The organism is Hungatella hathewayi WAL-18680 (assembly GCF_000235505.1).
GTDB classification, from domain to species: Bacteria; Bacillota; Clostridia; order Lachnospirales; family Lachnospiraceae; genus Hungatella_A; species Hungatella_A hathewayi_A.
In genome coordinates this window covers 649,817-668,533 of sequence record NZ_JH379028.1, presented here as the reverse complement: position 1 = coordinate 668,533, position 18,717 = coordinate 649,817, and the positions used below count along the sequence as shown (strand labels likewise).

General features: G+C 50.9%; 17 protein-coding genes and 1 pseudogene. 16 read left to right on the top strand and 2 right to left on the bottom strand.

Going from position 1 to position 18,717, the window contains the following annotated elements:
• The first annotated feature begins 129 nt into the window (after positions 1 to 129).
• Positions 130 to 366, top strand: coding sequence for a helix-turn-helix domain-containing protein (locus HMPREF9473_RS18855; RefSeq protein WP_006781798.1), 237 nt, complete (start codon positions 130 to 132; stop codon positions 364 to 366).
• A 166-nt stretch (positions 367 to 532) separates the two neighbouring features.
• Entirely contained in the window at positions 533 to 1,129 is a 597-nt protein-coding gene (locus tag HMPREF9473_RS18850; protein ID WP_207636805.1) for a hypothetical protein, read from the top strand.
• 449 nt (positions 1,130 to 1,578) lie between these two features.
• Here HMPREF9473_RS18850 and HMPREF9473_RS18840 read toward each other — a convergent pair whose 3' ends face one another.
• Positions 1,579 to 2,085: a type III toxin-antitoxin system ToxN/AbiQ family toxin gene (locus HMPREF9473_RS18840; RefSeq protein WP_006781796.1), complete on the bottom strand. Its 507-nt coding sequence runs from the start codon at positions 2,083 to 2,085 to the stop codon at positions 1,579 to 1,581.
• 278 nt (positions 2,086 to 2,363) lie between these two features.
• A complete protein-coding gene (locus tag HMPREF9473_RS27455; RefSeq protein ID WP_006781795.1) occupies positions 2,364 to 2,519 on the bottom strand; it encodes a hypothetical protein in 156 nt (51 codons plus the stop codon).
• A gap of 356 nt (positions 2,520 to 2,875) precedes the next feature.
• Between HMPREF9473_RS27455 and msrB the strand changes: the two genes are divergently transcribed.
• The 14 genes and pseudogenes from msrB (at position 2,876) to ahpC (ending at position 18,705) form a co-directional block, all read left to right on the top strand.
• Complete coding sequence (gene msrB / locus HMPREF9473_RS18835) at positions 2,876 to 3,856, top strand: peptide-methionine (R)-S-oxide reductase MsrB (protein WP_050810095.1); 981 nt, start codon at positions 2,876 to 2,878, stop codon at positions 3,854 to 3,856.
• Positions 3,857 to 4,134: 278 nt separating this feature from the next.
• Positions 4,135 to 5,385, top strand: a complete 1,251-nt coding sequence (locus HMPREF9473_RS18830) for an enolase C-terminal domain-like protein (protein WP_006781793.1) — start codon at positions 4,135 to 4,137, stop codon at positions 5,383 to 5,385.
• A gap of 14 nt (positions 5,386 to 5,399) precedes the next feature.
• Positions 5,400 to 6,311 carry a carbohydrate ABC transporter permease gene (locus HMPREF9473_RS18825; RefSeq protein WP_006781792.1) on the top strand — a complete coding sequence of 304 codons (912 nt, stop codon included), beginning with the start codon at positions 5,400 to 5,402 and terminating at the stop codon, positions 6,309 to 6,311.
• On the top strand, positions 6,311 to 7,153 hold the full coding sequence (locus HMPREF9473_RS18820; RefSeq protein ID WP_006781791.1) for a carbohydrate ABC transporter permease: 843 nt from the start codon (positions 6,311 to 6,313) through the stop codon (positions 7,151 to 7,153). Before HMPREF9473_RS18825 ends, HMPREF9473_RS18820 begins: the two co-directional genes overlap by 1 nt.
• A gap of 16 nt (positions 7,154 to 7,169) precedes the next feature.
• The gene (locus HMPREF9473_RS18815) at positions 7,170 to 7,760 is read left to right on the top strand and encodes an ABC transporter substrate-binding protein (RefSeq protein WP_006781790.1); all 591 of its coding nucleotides are present in this window, start codon (positions 7,170 to 7,172) and stop codon (positions 7,758 to 7,760) included.
• The gene (locus tag HMPREF9473_RS18810; RefSeq protein ID WP_006781789.1) at positions 7,741 to 8,568 is read left to right on the top strand and encodes an extracellular solute-binding protein; all 828 of its coding nucleotides are present in this window, start codon (positions 7,741 to 7,743) and stop codon (positions 8,566 to 8,568) included. Before HMPREF9473_RS18815 ends, HMPREF9473_RS18810 begins: the two co-directional genes overlap by 20 nt.
• A 66-nt stretch (positions 8,569 to 8,634) precedes the next feature.
• Positions 8,635 to 10,512, top strand: a complete 1,878-nt coding sequence (locus tag HMPREF9473_RS18805; protein WP_006781788.1) for a sigma-54-dependent Fis family transcriptional regulator — start codon at positions 8,635 to 8,637, stop codon at positions 10,510 to 10,512.
• 11 nt (positions 10,513 to 10,523) lie between these two features.
• On the top strand, positions 10,524 to 11,360 hold the full coding sequence (locus HMPREF9473_RS18800) for an MBL fold metallo-hydrolase (RefSeq protein WP_006781787.1): 837 nt from the start codon (positions 10,524 to 10,526) through the stop codon (positions 11,358 to 11,360).
• 89 nt (positions 11,361 to 11,449) lie between these two features.
• Positions 11,450 to 13,126, top strand: coding sequence for a DUF4118 domain-containing protein (locus HMPREF9473_RS26465; RefSeq protein ID WP_006781786.1), 1,677 nt, complete (start codon positions 11,450 to 11,452; stop codon positions 13,124 to 13,126).
• The gene (locus HMPREF9473_RS18790) at positions 13,119 to 13,817 is read left to right on the top strand and encodes a response regulator (RefSeq protein WP_006781785.1); all 699 of its coding nucleotides are present in this window, start codon (positions 13,119 to 13,121) and stop codon (positions 13,815 to 13,817) included. Before HMPREF9473_RS26465 ends, HMPREF9473_RS18790 begins: the two co-directional genes overlap by 8 nt.
• 165 nt (positions 13,818 to 13,982) lie before the next feature.
• A complete protein-coding gene (locus HMPREF9473_RS28415) occupies positions 13,983 to 14,114 on the top strand; it encodes a hypothetical protein (RefSeq protein ID WP_006781784.1) in 132 nt (43 codons plus the stop codon).
• A 184-nt stretch (positions 14,115 to 14,298) separates the two neighbouring features.
• Positions 14,299 to 16,065 carry an ABC transporter ATP-binding protein gene (locus tag HMPREF9473_RS18785; protein ID WP_006781783.1) on the top strand — a complete coding sequence of 589 codons (1,767 nt, stop codon included), beginning with the start codon at positions 14,299 to 14,301 and terminating at the stop codon, positions 16,063 to 16,065.
• Positions 16,056 to 17,834, top strand: coding sequence for an ABC transporter ATP-binding protein (locus tag HMPREF9473_RS18780; RefSeq protein WP_006781782.1), 1,779 nt, complete (start codon positions 16,056 to 16,058; stop codon positions 17,832 to 17,834). The genes HMPREF9473_RS18785 and HMPREF9473_RS18780 overlap by 10 nt, the downstream gene beginning before the upstream one ends.
• A gap of 308 nt (positions 17,835 to 18,142) precedes the next feature.
• Positions 18,143 to 18,705, top strand: a pseudogene (ahpC, locus tag HMPREF9473_RS18775) (alkyl hydroperoxide reductase subunit C).
• Positions 18,706 to 18,717: the final 12 nt, after the last annotated feature.

The following is an 18,717-nucleotide window of genomic DNA, read 5'->3' as shown; positions in this document are numbered from 1 at the left end:
GAATGGGAAATAGACATACGGTATAGAACATTTTTTTGATAAGGTAAATCATGAATTCATGCTTGTAATAAGAGAATTTTTCTGTTATATTAAAAATATACGCATTGCGTATAAGATGAGGAGGCGCACATGAGTTTAGGGGATCGATTGATTCAATTGAGAAACCGCACAGGGATGAACCGGGCGGAGTTTGCGGAATATTTTGGGATACCGTATCGAACGGTGCAGGATTGGGAACTGGGGAACAGGCAGATGCCGGAGTATTTGTTGCGATTGATGGAATATAAGATTGGGATTGAGAAAGAACTTGGAGGAAGCGGCTTGTGTGTGGATGAGACAAAAAGTCGTGGACCAGATGATATCTAAGGAAGTATTGTATGGTTTGTTGTATGACTATATGCGGGAATATGGGTGGAATGGAGCGAAATTGATATTTATGAAACCGGATTTGGTTGATTTATTTTTGCGAAATGAAACTCATAGGAAGATAACAACTTGGGAAGCGGAGCGGATTCTAAATCAGAAATTGCAGGTGAAAAGAAAAAGAGGGAGAGGATATATTGGAAGAAGTATCAGTGCCAACGCTCAAAAGGCCTATGAGCACGGTTTGAAGCCGATTTCCAGATTTACCACAGCCGATTTAAAAGCATGTGGATTTGATTATTCTCTTGAGTTTTTCAAATGGCTGGTTAAGAACTGGGGTATCAAGCCAGAAGAAATCCATCACACATCCGCCGCCTGCCGCAGGACTTATTTCTATGGTGAAGCCACCATCCGCCATCTGGTAAGATGGTGTAATCTTAAACTTTTATATCGGATATACCGTAAGGAGATAACAATACCGCAGGCAATGAATATCCGCAAAATCCAATTTGCAAAAGTCCAAATCGCAGACAGCCTGATAGGTGGACGCTTCGGAAAACCGATTGATATGGATTGCATCATATGTGACAGACTTGTCTATTACTCTCCCCAAATGTGCTTTCGTGAATCCGATTCCAGGGTACATGTGCTGGAGAGGTATGACGCAAGACCTGTACATGGATTTGAGAATGAGAGGTTAAATTTTTTTGAAGAAAAGCTGCTGAAATTCAAGACAGGCTTTTATAGAAGGTACATAAAAGAATAAAGGGAATGATATAAATTAGGAGTGCCTTTATGAAGTTTCACCGATAACATAGGTTTCACCACAATGGTGAAAGGGGGTAGTTCAGTGAAACTGGATTTTGGGGGAGAGAAGGATTAGGACTTGCGAATGTGAACGTTTAAACCCCTCGAATTCGAGGAGGTTAAATAGCCGTTTTTCAGTTAATTGGAATATGAAGCGCAAGAGGGCTGCTGCAAAAGTAGATAAATACTGGAGCAGTAGCTCCTTTTTTTGCGTCAAAAAAACAGAAAAGCGGGCTCCGAAGAGTCCGCTATCCGTGATAAAAAATGCACGAAAGCGAAGGGGAACAAGCGTCTGTATGTGTCGAATATTATCTTTTGATATGTTTGGGGGACAGTTTCAACTGCTGGATGCCTTCCATCTCCGAAAAGAGTAAGTTACCCATAGGATTGTCTGTAATTCCATAGACTTTATTTTAAAGAATGTTTTTCTATGTATTCTCTATATCCTGCCTCCAAAATAAGAAATGCACAGCTGTTATCCGTTAAAATTTGCTTGCGATTTGTTATAACCATCTCATATATCTTACTTGCTTTCTTTTTAATTCGTTCTGCATTATCCATACAAAACCTGTATTCTTTATTAAGCAGTAATCTGTATTTTTCATCTTCAACTTCTTTTATTATTAATTTTTGAATACATTCATTTGGAACTGGTATCATATAATTGAATCGTAACGAGCCTTTAATTTCTTTTTCATCTCCTGGCACACGAATTAAAATATTAGCTTCCTGTTTTTTATTGAAGGATGATACAGAAACATAGTAATTAATGCCATTTATATCCAAAACAGCACCAAATGAAAACTTATTATAATCTGTATATCGAATATTAGGAACTTTCGTAATTCCTCTTTTTTCTTTTTCGTATCTTTGTAGAAATTTATTATATTCCTCATCTACTCTGTAAAAATCCACTTTTTTCCTCCATAATAAAAAAGGGAGATAAGAAATTATCTCCCTGAATAAATAACGATTCGCATTTCAAGCTGCGAAGCACTTAAATTAAAGGTTCACATTCAAAGTAGTGAAGCACTTAAATTAAAGGTTTGCACTTAAAGCTGCAATGCACTTGAATTGAACAAATTCTTTTGTTCCTTTATATTATATGCAATTTTCTTAAAAAAATCAACTGTTTTTAACGGAATGGAAGCTTTTGTGACACCCTGTTTATATAATTCTCTTCGATTCCATCCCTATGCCGCCCGTTTCTTATGATGATGGGTTTCCTCCGTCGCATCCCAGTAGGGGTGAAGGTCTCCGGATGATAAGAAGTTATCCAGGCGGACCATGAGGCGATAGCCTAGCAGGGCCATGACCAGCAGTGTTAATATAAAAAGAATATGTAACATATCATCCACCTCCTTGTAATTTTATTATAAAGGATAAGAAATTAGCATGGGATTGGGGTTTGGGGTGTGGTATTAAGATTATATAAAGATTTTTCTGGGAAGAATAAAAGAAAAAAACAACTTGACATTTTTAACTGTAACTGATACGATTACAGTATAAAACTTGTTGAAATCAATAATTCCATGATTCGCATCATAAGGAGGTGCTATATATGAATCAAAAATGGATGTTGCGTTCCGCGTTAGTTGTAATCGTGTTATTGGGAGTTTATGCAGTTGCGAAGGGCCTGGGGAAAGATGCTTCGGCGGCGGCCCCGCAGGCACCGGCCAATCAGGAAGAGAGAGAGGAGACGATGATGGCAGTGAATATCAATACGGAGAATTTGCACGAGATTTATTATGCGGGAGGATGTTTCTGGGGCGTTGAGGAGTATTTCTCACGGATTCCAGGGGTATACGATGTGGTTTCCGGTTATGCAAACGGAAATGTGGAAAACCCCACCTACGAGCAGGTGTGCTCCAACACCACCGGTTTTGCGGAGACCATCCGCGTCCAGTATGACCCGGAGATTATCAATCTGGAAACGCTGACGGAGCAGTATTTTACTCTCATCGACCCGCTCAGCGTGAACCGTCAGGGAAATGATACCGGGAGCCAGTACCGGACGGGAATCTATTACACCGACGAGGCGGACAGAGCGCCGGCCGAGAGAGTGATGGCCGGAGTGCAGAAGAAGTATGACAAGCCGCTGGCCGTGGAATTGCAGCCGTTGACAAACTTTTACCTGGCGGAAGATTATCACCAGGACTACCTGAAAAAGAACCCCAACGGTTACTGCCACATCAGTTTTGACGGCCTGAACGATTTGAAGGTCCGTTCAGACGGCACGGTGGGGATGAAACTCAGTGAGGGGGAGCTGCGGAAGCTTCTGACTCCGGAGCAGTTTGAGGTGACACAGAACTCCGCCACCGAACGGCCATTCACCGGGGAATACTGGGACAATGAGGAACCGGGGCTCTACGTAGATGTGGTCACCGGCGAGCCATTGTTCTCCTCCGCCGACAAATTTGATTCCGGCTGTGGCTGGCCCAGCTTCACGAAACCGCTGGAGGATGATGCGGTCACAGAGAAAAGAGACAGCAGCCACGGGATGGAGCGGGTGGAGATCCGCAGCAGCCAGGGCGATTCCCACTTAGGCCATGTATTTGAAGATGGACCAACCGACCGGGGCGGCCTGCGCTACTGTATCAACAGCGCCTCCCTCCGTTTTATCCCGCTGGACCAGATGGAAGCGGAAGGCTATGGGGAGTATATCCCCATGGTAAAACCAGAGTAAACAGAAAACAACAAAAATGTTAAGGACCGGGAAGTCATGCTAATGTGACTTCCCGGTCCTTTTTCCGCCTGTCACCCCAAAACCTCCACCACCACCTGAAATCAAAAAATTCAATATGAAACAAAAACTTTCACCCTATACTCCAATTGTAAAGTATGCCCTGAAAATCATTTCTAATTGTCACTTATGCAAATAGAAATAAAAAGCAGATTCCCTTATAGTTTATGTTATCAAAAGCAACGAAAATTCCATCCATAAGATGAGAGGAACAGGCGATTATGAAGATTGTAGATGTAAAACTGACAAAATTCAAAAAGAAGACGTGGCTGGGCGTGGACCGGGACGGCCACATGCATCCGTCGAAGGAAAAAATGTCCCAGACAGCCATGATTGAGATTGTGACGGACGACGGATTTACCGGAAGATATTTTACGGCGGACAACTATCTGGTTCCCTCCGGGCAGTATGACGAACAGGGGCTGACCAATCTGTGCAACGACAATTATATCCCGGTGGGAACCGGCGATTCCCTGCGGGATGCCATAGAAAAGCTGAAACCGGTTTTAATCGGCGAGGACCCCTTCTGCCGGGAACGGATTTACCGAAAACTGTTCCGCATGCAGCGCCTGGGCGGCAGCGTCCCGATACTGGACGAAATCATCGGCATTATCGACTGCGCCCTGTGGGACTTGGCGGGCCAGTACGCCAATCTTCCGGTGTACAAGCTACTGGGCGGCCACCGTACCAGAATCCCGGCCTACGGGAGCATCATGGTGGGGGACGATTACAGACATGGACTGGCCCAGCCGGAGGATTACGGCATCTATGCCAAGCAGCTGAAGGACCGGGGATACCAGGGTATCAAACTCCACACCTGGATGGACGAAAACTGGTCCGACAGCGTCATCAGTGGGAAACCGGAGCTGGAACGTGACATAGATGCCTGCCGTGCCGTCCGTGATGCCGTGGGGGAGGAAATGCCGCTGTTCATCGACGCGTTTCATGATTACACCCGGTATGAGGCGTTGAAGCTGGGAAGAGAACTGGAACGTCTGCATTTCGAGTGGATCGAGGAACCCATGGACGAGTATAACCTGGAGGACTACAAATGGCTGGCCAGCCAGCTGGACATCCCGGTTATCGGCCCTGAGACGGCAAAGGGGAAATCCCAGACGAGGCTCCAGTGGATACTGAGCGGCGCCTGTGATATCTGCCGGGCCGGTGTCATGGATGTGGGCGGCATTACCCAGATTATGAAGACTATACATATGTGCGAGATATTCGGGGTGCCCCTGGAGCTGCATTCCCCCGGAGCCGCGACCCTCCACGTGATGGCGGCCATGATGGTGCCGGGCAAATACTACGAGAGAGGGCTGCTGCATCCGTATCTGGATTACGATGTGACACCGCCCTGGTTCCACACCCCGGTGGATGTGATGGACGCGGAGGGCTTCATGCACGTGTCGGACAGAGCCGGTCTTGGCTATGACATCAACTGGGAGTATATCAAAGAGAATCAGGTTATATGAGAAGGGGAGTCTATATGAGCGCAAAAAGGATTAAGCAAATGATCATCAACAAGAAAACCATCCCATATCTGCTTTTGCTGCCCGCCTTTTTATTCATTGGTGCCTTTATGCTGTATCCCATCGGAAACACGGTGGTGATGAGCACCCAGCACAACGTGATGATTGACGCAAAGGGAACGTCCTTTATTGGCCTTGACAATTTCAAAAAGCTGATATTGGAGGACGAGGTGTTCCATTTGGCCCTCCGCAATTCCCTGGTATGGGTGGCCGGAAATGTGGCCCTGCAGAGCGTGCTGGGCATGGTGCTGGCATTAATCCTCAACCAGAGCATGAGATGCCGGGGCTTTATCCGGGCCATCACCTTCTCGCCGTGGGCCGTATCCGGCGTCATCGTATCTCTGATGTGGAGTTTTATGTACAGCGAGAGTGTGGGCGTGTTCAATGATATCATGCTGCGGCTGGGAATCATTGACAGCCGGATATCCTGGTTTTCCACAGGACCCAGGGCGATGCTGGCCATGATTATCGCCACCACCTGGAGGGGAATCCCGTTTTTTGCTATCAACTTTCTCTCCAGTCTTCAGACCATTTCCGAGGAAATGTATGAGTCGGCCAGGGTAGATGGCGCCGGGGCGCTGAAACGGTTTTTCTACATTACCATGCCTATGATGAAGGACACGGTGGTGCTGACGCTGCTGCTTCGAACCATCTGGACCCTGAATATCGTGGATATTATTTACAGCACGACGGCGGGAGGGCCGGCCAACACTACACTGACCGTGCCAGTCTATATCATGAACACCTTTATGGGCTCTCTGGATTACGGATACACATCCGCCATGGCGGTCATCATGGCCATCATCATGATTGTGTTCTCGCTGATTTTCATCAAAGCCACAAAATACGGAAAGGAGTCCTTATACTGATGTCACCAAAGGCAAAAAAACGAGTTGTTGGGATTGTGTTTGTCCGGCTGCCGCTGTTACTATTTCTGGTGGTCATTCTGTTTCCGTTCTTCTGGATTTTGTCCACGTCCTTAAAGGATGCCCAGGAGATTATGGCGCCGGTGCTGACCTATATTCCAAAGGCGGTAACGTTTAAAAACTATGAAAAGGTATGGAACAGTATTGGCTTTAACCAGTTCTTCTTCAACAGCTTCTGTACCTCGGGAGTCACCGTTCTCAACGTGATGGTGGTATCCTTATTGGGCGGCTACGCGCTGGCCAGATATAAATTCGCAGGCAAGGGATTTGTCATGATGCTGATGCTGCTGACGCAGATGATTCCGGGAATCATTCTGGTCATCCCTCTGTTTAAGATATGGCTGCAGCTGCATTTGAACAACACCCTGTATTCCCTGATGCTGACGTACAGTACCACCCAGCTGCCATTCTGTATGGTGATGATGAGCGGGTTTTTCGCGGGTCTGCCGCGGGAACTGGAGGAAGCGGCACAGATAGACGGCTGCACGCTGCTGGGGGCGCTGTTTCGCATCCTGATTCCGACGATAGCTCCGGGGATTGTGGCGACAGGGGCGTTTGCATTTGTAAATTCCTGGAATGATTTTGTGTATGCACTGAACTTTATTAACAACCAGAAACTGTTCACGCTGCCGGTGGGACTCAGCATGATGAAGGGGGAATTCACCATCGATTACGGAGCGCTGTGCGCCGGGTGTATCATCAGTCTGATTCCGGTACTTCTGCTGTTTGCCTATGTGCAGAAGTACCTGGTAAAGGGACTGGCGGCCGGAGCGGTGAAGGGATAAAAAGGAGGAGTATTTTATGAGAAGACAGAAGAGAAATGCAGCATGGGGGCTGGCGGCAATGATGATGGTCATGGCGTCTCTGAGTGGATGTGGTGGAAATGCGGACACGTCCCAGGCGCCGGCACCGGCAAAGAGCCAGAGCCAGGGGGAGACGGCGGCGCAGACGCAGCCGGGAGCCCAGACAGAAGCGGCCGGGGAGCCGGTGACACTCACCTACTGGCATCACGATGCGTCGGAAAATATTGTGACGCCGTTAAAAAAGGTGATTGCGGACTTTGAGGCGGAGAATCCAAACATTAAAATTGATTTTCTGGCGCTGCCGGCGGACAGCTTCTACCAGAAATATGTGACCGCGGTGGCGACCAACACGGCGCCGGATATCTTCGGTGTCCGGGACACGGAGTTGCTGGCCCTGGTCAACCAGAACGCCATAGTTCCGTTGAATGACTATCTGGACCAGTGGGACGAAAAGGACAAGATTGCCCAGAGCATCTGGGATTCCGTGGATTCCTACACGGAGGACGGAAAAACCTACATGGTACCAAGTTATATGAATGCATGTATTATGTGGTATAATACGAAAAAAGATGGGGGAAGCGGGGGTTGAGATTCCCACAACCATCGATGAATTTTTAAAGGACTGTGAGACATACGCAAAGCCGGAGGAAAACAGCTATTTCTATTCCCTGCGCGGCGGAGTCGGCTCCTACGACAACTTATTTATCTTCCTGATGTCCTATGCGGGAGCGGACGGGTTCTTCGATGAGAATGGAAACTGCATCTTAAACCAGGATATCTTTGCGGAGGCCATGGATAACTATGCGGGAATCTACAAAAATGGCTGGGTATCCAGGGACAGTGTGACCAACAGCTACAAGGAGATGGTGGCGGAATTTGGCTCCGGAATCTCCATGAGCATGTCCCACAATTCCACCTCGGCCACCAACCATAAGGAGAACCTTGGGGAGGGCAATTTCACCAACGCTATCCACCCGGCGGGAAAGAGCGGGAAGACCGCCATCCCGGTGCCGTCCATCATCGGCGCGGCCGTGACGACCCAGAGCAGTCATCCGGCGGAGGCGGCCAAATTCGTGGAGTATTTAGGCGCCCACAGCGCGGCATCCTATTTCTGCCAGGCGGCAGGTAAGACACCGGTCAACGATTTGGTGTACGAGGACCAGTGGTGTAAGGAGGACCCGTACATGGGAAAATATTCGGAAATCATGAACAGCGACAGCGTGATTCTCTACAACAATCCCATCTGGCTGACCGAGTGGGCCAGCTTCACGGGACAGGATATCGTGTCGGATTTCCAGGCAGTTCTTATGGGAGACAAGGAAAGCAAAGAAGTTCTGAATAGCTGGGCGGAAAAACTCACATCTTATCAACAGGAATATCTGAAGGGAAGACAGTAACACTTCCGGGGAATGGATTTCACACATCCATTCCCTTTTCGGGTTTATCATGAGGAGGTCAAAGCGATGGGGAAAATTGTGCTGTTCCTGCCGAATGACAGGATGATTGGTCAGGCCATGCAGGTGTTGCAAAATCAGGAATACTATATCGATGTCATCAAGCGGGTGGATACGGAAAATATTGTGGCCGAGGCCAGAGCCCAGGTGAGAGACGGGGCGGACGTCATCATCGCCAGAGGAAACCAGGCGTTGTTGATCAAACAGAATCTGACGGTTCCGGTGGTGGATATCCGGGCGACGGGGCAGGAACTGGGACTTCTGCTGGCGGAGGCCAGGCGGATATCCGGAAAGGAGCGGCCGGAGATTGCGGTGATTGCCAGCCCCAACATGCTTCCGGACACGACCCATCTGGGCGAAATCTATGGGGTGGAAATCCGGATTTACATTGCCCAGTCCAATGTTGACGTCCGCCTGCTGGTGCAGAAGATTGCGGAGAGCAAGCCGGATGTCATTATCGGCGGCAGCAATGTGGTGAAGGCGGCCGGGGAATTTCATATCAAGACGGTATACTTTTCCCTGACACAGGACGGACTGCGGGAAGCCTTCCGGGTGGCGAAAATGATGAAGTATGCCAGGGACATCGAGAAGAAGAGCAACGCCCAGATGAAGGCCCTGGTGGACTATTCCATCACCGGAATCATGAGGACTGACCGGGAGGGCCGTGTGATTCAGACCAACGAGCAGATGAGAAATATTCTCCGGAAAAAGGATGGAGAAATCACCGGAAAAAACGTATTCCGGCTGTTTCCGGGACTGGAGGTGGGGGAGATAAAACGGGTGCTGGAGGAAGGCGGCCCGGCCCACAACACCTATATGGTCATCCATGACCAGGCGGTGAACCTGATTGCGACGCCGATTGTGGTGGAGGAGGAGAAGGAAGGGCTGATTCTGCTGTGCTATCCGGTGAAAAAACTGCAGAAGTCCCAGGCGGGAGTGCAGCAGGATGCGGCGAGGGGATATCATTCCTTTGAGGATATTCTCCATCTGTCCCCGGCCATGGGGCGGTGCGTGCATCTGGCCCGCGCCTATCTCCAGTCCTCCAGCCCGATTCTGATTCTGGGGGAGGCGGGGACGGAGAAGCGGGAACTGGCGGAGGTGATATATCATTGCAGCGAGTATCAGTATGGGCCGTTTCTGTCGGTCAACTGCGGGGCATATGATGAGGAGCGGCAGGCGGAAATTCTGTTTGGCGGCCATGGAGATGGATCTGGAGATGAAAATGATCATGACGCCGGTGCGGTCAGTCAGGCGCAGAAGGGAGTGCTGCTGCTGGAGCATATCGAATTTCTGACGGAGAGGAACCAGGCGGAACTGGTGGAGTTACTCAGACAGGGAGAACTGGGAAACGGGCAGGAGAGAACCTTCCGGGTGCTGGCCACGGGAACGGATGGGGCGGAGCTGATGGACCTGGTGGAGGCGGGAACATTTTCGGAGGAATGCTACTACTTGTTAGCGGGATTGACGCTTAAGATACCGCCGCTCAGGGAGAGACCGGAGGATATGGAGTGCGCTCTTGACCGGTATTTTGAGGCGTACAAGAAAAAGTATGCCAGATATTTCTCACTGACGAAGGGGGCGCGAAAGTATATTCTGGAGCAGCCCTGGTATGGGAATCTGATTCAGCTGGAGCGGTTCTGCGAGCAGATGATTCTGACCTCCGATGTGAGAGTCATCAACGAGGAGGCTGTCAGAGCCGTGTTGAAAGAGCCGGTGAGACGGGAAAGAGGGGGACAGACAGCCGGGGAAAATAGGCAGGAAGAGGAGAAGGACAGGATACTGGCCCTGCTGGAACGATACCACGGAAACCGGCAGCAGATAGCGGATGAGCTGGGAATCAGCAAGGTGACACTCTGGAGAAAGATGAAAAAATATGAGATACAATAGGGGGAACGAAAATGAGGGAGATGGAGGCATTTTTACAGCGCAAGAAGGCATTTTATGAGCATCCGGAACAGTATCTGGTGAAACCGTTTCAAATCATGGGAAATCTTTATTTTATTGGAAACCAGGACGTGGCGTCCTATCTGATTGACACCGGGGACGGACTTGTGATTTTGGATACCGGGTACCCCACGACCCAGGGGATGCTCGTCTACTCCATCACGGCGCTGGGATTCCGGGTGGAGGACATCCGGGTGATTCTTCACACCCACGGTCATTTTGACCATATCGGCGGGACCGCGCTGTTAAAGGAGTTGTCCCACGGTGTGACGTATCTTGGATGGAGAGACGCCAAAATGTTTGAGGAACGGCCGGAGCTGTCATTGAAGGAGTACTCCGGCTGCCCCTGCTTTACGCTGTTTACTCCGGATAAAGTCATGGGGGATGGCGATGTCATCCGGCTGGGAGATACGGAGATCACCGTCCGTGAGACGCCGGGCCATTCGGATGGAACCGTGTCCTTCTTTTTCCGTGTGGAGGAGGGGGGAAATGTTTACCGCTGTGGTCTGATGGGCGGTTCCGGCTTAAACACGCTGACGGATGCGTTTATCAAAACCTATGGCCGCAGCCGGGCCAGGGCGGAATTTTTAACGAGCCTTGAAAAACTCTGCGAGGAGAAGGTGGATATCAATCTGGGAAATCACACGAACCAGAATTTTACCATGGAAAAACGGGAGCAGATGGAGAAGGCTTCCATGGAAGGGAGAAATCCGTTTGTTGATTCCCAGGAATGGAAGCGGTTTTTGGATGGAACAAGACGCCGGTATGAGGAAATGGTGGCTTCCCCATAAGAAAATCAGAAAGATGGCAAATGTAGGCGCGTGGGGAGGAATTTTGTGTTATAATTCAGATAAATAAGGTTGGGGAGGGAGGTGACGGGATGGAGCGCGCGGATTCGAAACGGATTGTGGTGCGGGATATCATAAGGAGTCTTCTGCTGCTGGTGATGGCGACGCTGCTGGGGCAGGTGTTCCGGGAACTGGGATTTTCGGAGGCGAATATTATTATGGTGTATATTCTGGGGGTGCTGCTGACCGCGGTGTGTACCCAGAGGAGAGTGTACAGCCTGGTGTCGTCGCTGGTGAGCGTGCTGGCGTTTAACTATTTCTTTACGGTTCCTTACTATACACTAAAGGCATACAACGACGACTATCCGGTCACCTTCCTCACCATGTTCCTGTCGGCTTTCATCGCCAGTACCCTGGCGGTCAGGATGAAGCAGCAGACGAAGGATGCCTCGGAGGCGGCTTACCGGACGAAGATTCTGCTGGAGACCAACCAGCTGATTCAGAAGGGGAAGGGCGTGGAACTGATTGGAAGCGTTGTGGCCGACCAGTTGGTGAAACTGCTGAAGAGAGACGTGGTGGTTTACCTGGTGGAGGACGGGAAGCTGGCGGAGCCGATGCTGTTTCAGGCGGCGGACGTGGGGACAGCCGAGTCCGGGACTTCGAAAACGGATGGAAGGAAAGCACCAGGAGCGGAGACTGCGAATGGAAGGAAAATGCCAGGGACGGAGACGACGGACAGGGGAAGGACAGAAGGAGTTCCGGAACCGCCGGACAGGACCAGTTCGGAAGCATTTCGGGGACCGTCAGAGCGGAAGGCGGCCGAGTGGGTATTCGAGAACCGGACGCGGGCCGGGGCATTTACGGAGAAATACCAGGAGGCGGGGTACCTGTACCTGCCGGTCTGTGCGAAGGATAAAAGCTACGCGGTGGTGGGCATTTCCATGGGGGAGGCCCCTCTGGAAGGGTTCGAGAGCAGCGTGGTGCGCTCCATTCTCGGAGAGTGCGCCCTGGCGCTGGAAAATGAGATTGCGCTCCGGGAGCGGGAGCAGAGCATGCTGGTGGCGAAGAACGAGCAGCTGCGGGCCAACCTGCTGCGCTCCATCTCCCACGATCTGCGGACGCCGCTCACCTCCATATCGGGAAATGCCGGCATCCTGCTGGCCAACGCGGACGACATGGACAGGGAACAGCGGGGGAAGCTGTATCAGGATATGTACGACGATTCCCTGTGGCTGATTAATCTGGTGGAGAATCTGCTTTCCGTCACCAGGATTGAGGACGGCACCATGAAGCTGCGGCTGTCGGCGGAGCTTCTGGACGACGTGGTTTCCGAGGCGCTGCGCCATGTCAACCGGAAGAGTGTGGAGCACAAGATAACCGTCCGTCAGAAGGAGGAATTTATGCTGGTGAGGGCCGACGCCCAGTTGGTCGTCCAGGTCATCATCAACATTGTCAACAATGCCGTCAAGTATACGCCGGCCGGCTCCGAGATTGTGATTACGACGGACAAGCAGGATGGCATGGCGGTGGTGGAAATCGCGGACAACGGCCCGGGGATTCCGGATGAGGAGAAGACCAATATTTTCGATATGTTTTACACGCTGAATAAAGGCGTGGTGGACAGCCGCCGCAGTCTGGGACTGGGGTTAGCGCTGTGCAAATCCATTATCTCGGCCCACGGCGGCGAGATTATGGTAATGGATAATCAACCGGCAGGAAGCATTTTCCGCTTCACACTGCCCATAGAGGAGGTAATGCTTCGTGAATAAGCCACTGGTACTGGTGGTGGAGGATGATGCGGCTATCCGCAATCTCATTTCCACCACATTGGAGACACACAATTATAAACACCGCACGGCGGGAAACGGGGAGATGGCGCTGATGGAGGCCGTTTCCCACAATCCGGAGGTGGTGCTGTTAGACTTGGGACTGCCGGATATGGACGGGGTGGAGATTATCAAAAAAATCCGTTCCTGGTCCAGTATGCCCATTATCGTCATCAGCGCCCGGAGTGAGGAGACGGATAAAATCGAGGCGCTGGACGCGGGGGCGGACGACTACCTGACGAAGCCATTTTCCGTGGAGGAACTTCTGGCCAGACTGCGGGTGACGTTCCGGCGGCTGAGCTACTATGCCAGCAATGCGGGGGCGGAGACCTCCGTGTTTGAAAATGGGGGGCTGAAGATTGACTACTCGGCGGGCTGTGTGTACTTAAACGACGAGGAGCTCCACTTAACGCCCATGGAATACAAGCTGTTGTGCCTGCTTGCCAAAAATGTGGGCAAGGTGTTGACCCATTCCTATATCACGAAGGAAATCTGGGGCAGCTCCTGGGATAATGACGTGGCGTCCCTGCGGGTGTTTATGGCGACCCTGCGCAAAAAGCTGGAAAAGGACGAAAACTCGCCCCAATACATCCAGACCCATGTGGGAATCGGCTACCGGATGCTGCGGGTGTAGGGAGAAGTGTTTGGAGGAAAAGGTTTGGAAGAAAACTGAAAAGTGCTTGACAGACCGGAAAACTAGCGGTATCCTAAAACAAGGAATTCGAATTGCCAGAAAATACAAAAATTGTCAGATACAAAATGTCAGATTCAAAATAAGAAGAGGAAAGGAGGCAGAAGAATGAAACGGATGGTTAACTCTAACAGCAATGGAATCAACAACAACAGATTGGGAAGCAGCAGTCATAAACAGAATGAGAGAGAATATACTACCCGCTCAGTCTGCCTCGTAGATGATGGGAACTGTCTTTGATGGAGGAATATAAACTCCATCAATCGCAGGAGATCAGAATCCATAGAGACCGTGGCTGTTGTGGGCCACGGTCATTTTTTATGCATTTGTGAAGGAAACAGCGCGTGAAAAGACCGTAGAAGGGACTTTTTATGCGCTGTTTTTGCGTGTGAGTTACATAAAAATATCAGGGGGAATTACGGCTATGAAGAATCTTTGGAACTATATTAAAAAATACTGTCCGCTTTATCTGGTCGCCATCATTGCCATGGTTGTCAGTATCCTGCTGGACGCGCTGGCGCCGCAGATTACCAGGCATATCATCGACGATGTGATTGTGGGCGGGAAGCGGCAGCTTCTGCTCCAGCTGCTGCTTGGCCTGGTGGGAATTGGGCTGGGACGGGCGGTGTTCCAGTATGTGAAGGAATTTATCTTTGATTACGCGGCGGTGGGGATTGGCAGCAAGCTGCGAAAGGATTTGTTTGACCATATCCAGACCTTGTCCATGGGATATTTTGACAGCCACAACACGGGGGAACTGATGGCCCGTGTGAAGGACGACGTGGACAGAATCTGGAACGCCTGCGGGTATGTGGGGATGCTGATTCTGGAATGTACATTCCACACGGTGATTGTGATGGTGTGCATGTTCCGCATCAGCCCCATACTGACGCTTCTGCCAGTGGTGGTGATGCCGTTGATTGCCTGGAGCGCCATCAGGATGGAGAATGGGCTTGGGGCTGTCTACGACAAAATCAGCGAGGAGACGGCCGAGTTAAACACGGTGGCCCAGGAAAATCTGGCGGGCGTGCGGACGGTGAAGGCGTTTGCCAGGGAAGAGTATGAGATTGAAAAGTTTAAGAAGCACAACCACCGGTTCTACAAGCTGAACATGGACCAGGCCCGGTTTATCACCAAATACCAGCCGGGGATTTCGTTTCTGTCCAAGGTGCTTTTGCTGGCGGTGATTGTCTTTGGCGGAATTCTGGTCATCCGGGGGCAGATTACCATTGGGCAGCTGGGAGCATTTTCCGAGTATGCCAACAATATCATCTGGCCTATGGAGATGGTGGGCTGGCTGTCCAACGACTTTGCGGCGGCCATGGCTTCCAACCGGAAGATAAAGAAAATTATGGCGGAGAAGCCCGATATCCGGGAGCCGGAAATGCCGGTGGCGCCGGAGAAGATTGAGGGCAGACTGTCCTTCGACCATGTGGATTTTGACCTGTACGGGAATCGGATTCTGTCGGATATCACCTTCTCCCTGGAACCGGGCGGAACGCTGGGAATCATGGGCGTGACCGGCTCCGGGAAGACCTCGGTGGTGAATCTGATACAGCGGTTCTACGATGTGTCCAGGGGACGGATTCTGCTGGACGGGACGGATATCCGCAGACTGCCGTTAAAACGGCTGCGGAGCAGTACGGCGGTGGTGATGCAGGATGTGTTCCTGTTCTCGGACAGCATTTCGGAGAATATCAAGACCGGCGGCAAGGAAGTGGTGCCGTGGGAGAGTGTGAAGGAGGCGGCCCTGCGCTCCGGGGCCAGCGAGTTTATCGACAAGCTGACGGAGCAGTATGACACGGTGATTGGCGAGCGGGGCGTGGGACTGTCCGGCGGACAGAAACAGAGAATCAGCATTGCCAGGGCCATGGCCAAGGGAGCGCCCATCCTGATATTGGATGACTCCACGTCGGCTCTCGACATGGAGACGGAGAAGGTGATTGAGGGACATTTGTCCGAGATGAAGGACTGTTCCAAGATTATCATCGCCCACAGAATCTCGGCGGTGCGCCACGCGGATGAAATTCTGATTCTGGATGGCGGGCGAATCATCGAGAGAGGAACCCATGAGGAGCTGATGGCGCTGAAGGGGCAGTATTACAAGACTTACCAGGTACAGTACGGGGAAAGCCCGCGCCTGCATGGACAGACCTGGAACGGTGGAAAGGAGGGAGCAGTATGTCAGTAAATTCCAGCAGAATGGACGAAGAGCAGAAGGAAGTGTTGAAGAAAGAGACGCTGCTTCGTCTGTACAAATATTTGTTTGCATATAAGAAAGAGATTGTCATTGTTTTGGGAATTATGGCGGTTACCATCGCCATCAGTCTGTCGGCGCCGCTGTTGATGGAGTATGCCATCAACGTGTGCGTGGCCGGCGGGGATGTGCCGGGGCTTTTGAAACTGGGCGCCGGGGCGATGGTGCTGTTTGTCATCTTCCTGATTGGAACCAGGGCCAGGATGTACATGATGGCCGACGTCTCCAACCGGGTGCTGGTGACGATTCGGGAGGAACTGTATGAGCATATCCAGACGCTGAGTTTTCATTTCTTTGACAGCCGGCCGACGGGGAAGATTCTGGCCCGCATCATCGGGGATGTGAACTCGCTGAAGGATGTGCTGTCGGACAGTGTGACCCAGCTGATACCGGATATGCTGACGGTGTTCTGTGTGGCGGTTATCATGGTGGTGAAGAATTACAAGCTGGCCATGGCGGCGCTTCTGACTCTGCCGCTGTTGCTGCTTGGCATGCTCTTTATCGAGGTGCGGGCGCACCGGCGCTGGCAGGTATACCGGAAGAAGACTTCCAATTTAAATGCCTATGTTCACGAGGATTTGTCGGGGATAAAGATTGTCCAGAGCTTCGCCGCGGAGCCGGAGACCAGACAGGAGTTTGCCCAGCTGACGAAGGAACACCGGCAGGCGTTTCTGGACGCGGTGCGTCTGGCGGACGGATTTGGGCCGGTGGTGGAGATTACCTGGGGGCTTGGCGGGTTTCTGTTATACTATATTGGAATCGAGATTGTGGGCGTGGAGGAAATCGGCATCGGCACGTTTCTGGCATTTTCCACCTACATTGCCATGTTCTGGAGCCCGATCCGGAATCTGGCCAACTTCTATAATAAGCTGGTGACCAACATTTCCGGGGCGGAACGGATTTTTGATATTATGGATACAAAAGCGGATATTGTGGACCGGGATGGGGCGTCGGAGCTTCCGGATATTCAGGGAGAGGTGGCGTTTGAGCATGTGTCCTTTGCCTATCAGGATGAGCCGGAGCGGATGATTCTGGAGGATGTGAATTTCAGAATCCGGCCCGGAGAGACCATCGCACTGGTGGGACCCACCGGAGCGGGGAAGACGACCATTGTGAATCTGATCAGCCGGTTCTATGACGTGACGGCCGGGCGGGTTACGATTGACGGGTATGATGTGCAGGATGTGACAATCAAGAGTCTGCGGCGGCAGATGGGCATTATGACCCAGGATAATTTCCTGTTCTCCGGGACCATAAGGGAGAATATCAAGTATGGGCGGCTGGACGCCACGGATGAGGAAATGATAGCGGCGGCGAAGGCGGTGGATGCCCACGAGTTTATCATGAATCTGGAGCATGGGTATGATACCCAGATAAGCGAGAGAGGGGCGCGGCTGTCCATTGGACAGAGGCAGCTGCTGGCATTTGCCAGGACGATGGTGTCGAATCCAAGAATCCTGATACTGGATGAGGCGACGTCCAGCATTGATACCCATACGGAGCTGCTGGTGCAGAGAGGGATTGCGGCGATGCTGGAGGGGAGAACTTCGTTCGTGATTGCCCACCGGCTCTCCACCATCCGCAGAGCGGACCACATTTTCGTCATTGACAATGGAAATGTGATGGAGGCGGGGACCCATGAGATGCTGATGGAGCGGAAGGGCGCTTACTACCAGCTGTACCAGAGCCAGTTTTCCCACTGAGTTTATAGTGAATAGGCAGTGATAACCGGAGTGTGCCAGAAACAAGGCAGGCTCCGGTTATTTTTATATGGGAATTTTCAGGTTTTAGGGGCCGCATGCAAATATCGATAATTATTATCAATACTATTTATTGACAAATTTAAGGACGAATGTTATCATAAACAAAAGTTAGCAATTACTAACTGCAATAAAACCATAATTCCGGTATTAACTGCCTGATTAGGGCAAATACTAGTGAACAAAATCATGTACTAACAAAATCAGGAACCAACAAAATCAGAAATCAACAAGAAAAGGAGAATACGCAAATGTCATTAATTGGAAAAGAAATCAGCGACTTTACGGTACAGGCTTACACAAATGGAGAATTCAAACCAGTGTCCAAGAACGATATCTTAGGGAAATGGTCCGTATTTTCTTCTATCCGGCCGACTTTACATTTGTATGTCCCACGGAGTTAGAAGATTTGGCCAACAAATACAGTGAGTTCCAGGCCATCAACTGTGAAATTTACAGTGTGTCCTGCGATACACACTTTGTCCACAAAGCATGGCACGACGTGTCCAAGACGATCCAGAAAATCCAATATCCCATGCTGGCCGACCCAACCGGCGCCCTTGCGCGGGACTTCGAGGTGATGATTGAATCCGATGGCCTGGCCGAGCGCGGCAGCTTTATTGTAAATCCGGAAGGCAAAATTGTAGCTTATGAGGTGATTGCCGGAAACGTAGGAAGAAATGCTGACGAATTGTTCCGCCGTGTGCAGGCATCCCAGTTTGTGGCCGAGCATGGCGACCAGGTCTGCCCGGCCAAATGGCAGCCGGGAGCAGAGACATTAAAACCGAGTCTTGATTTAGTAGGACTGTTGTAATGCGGTAATTTC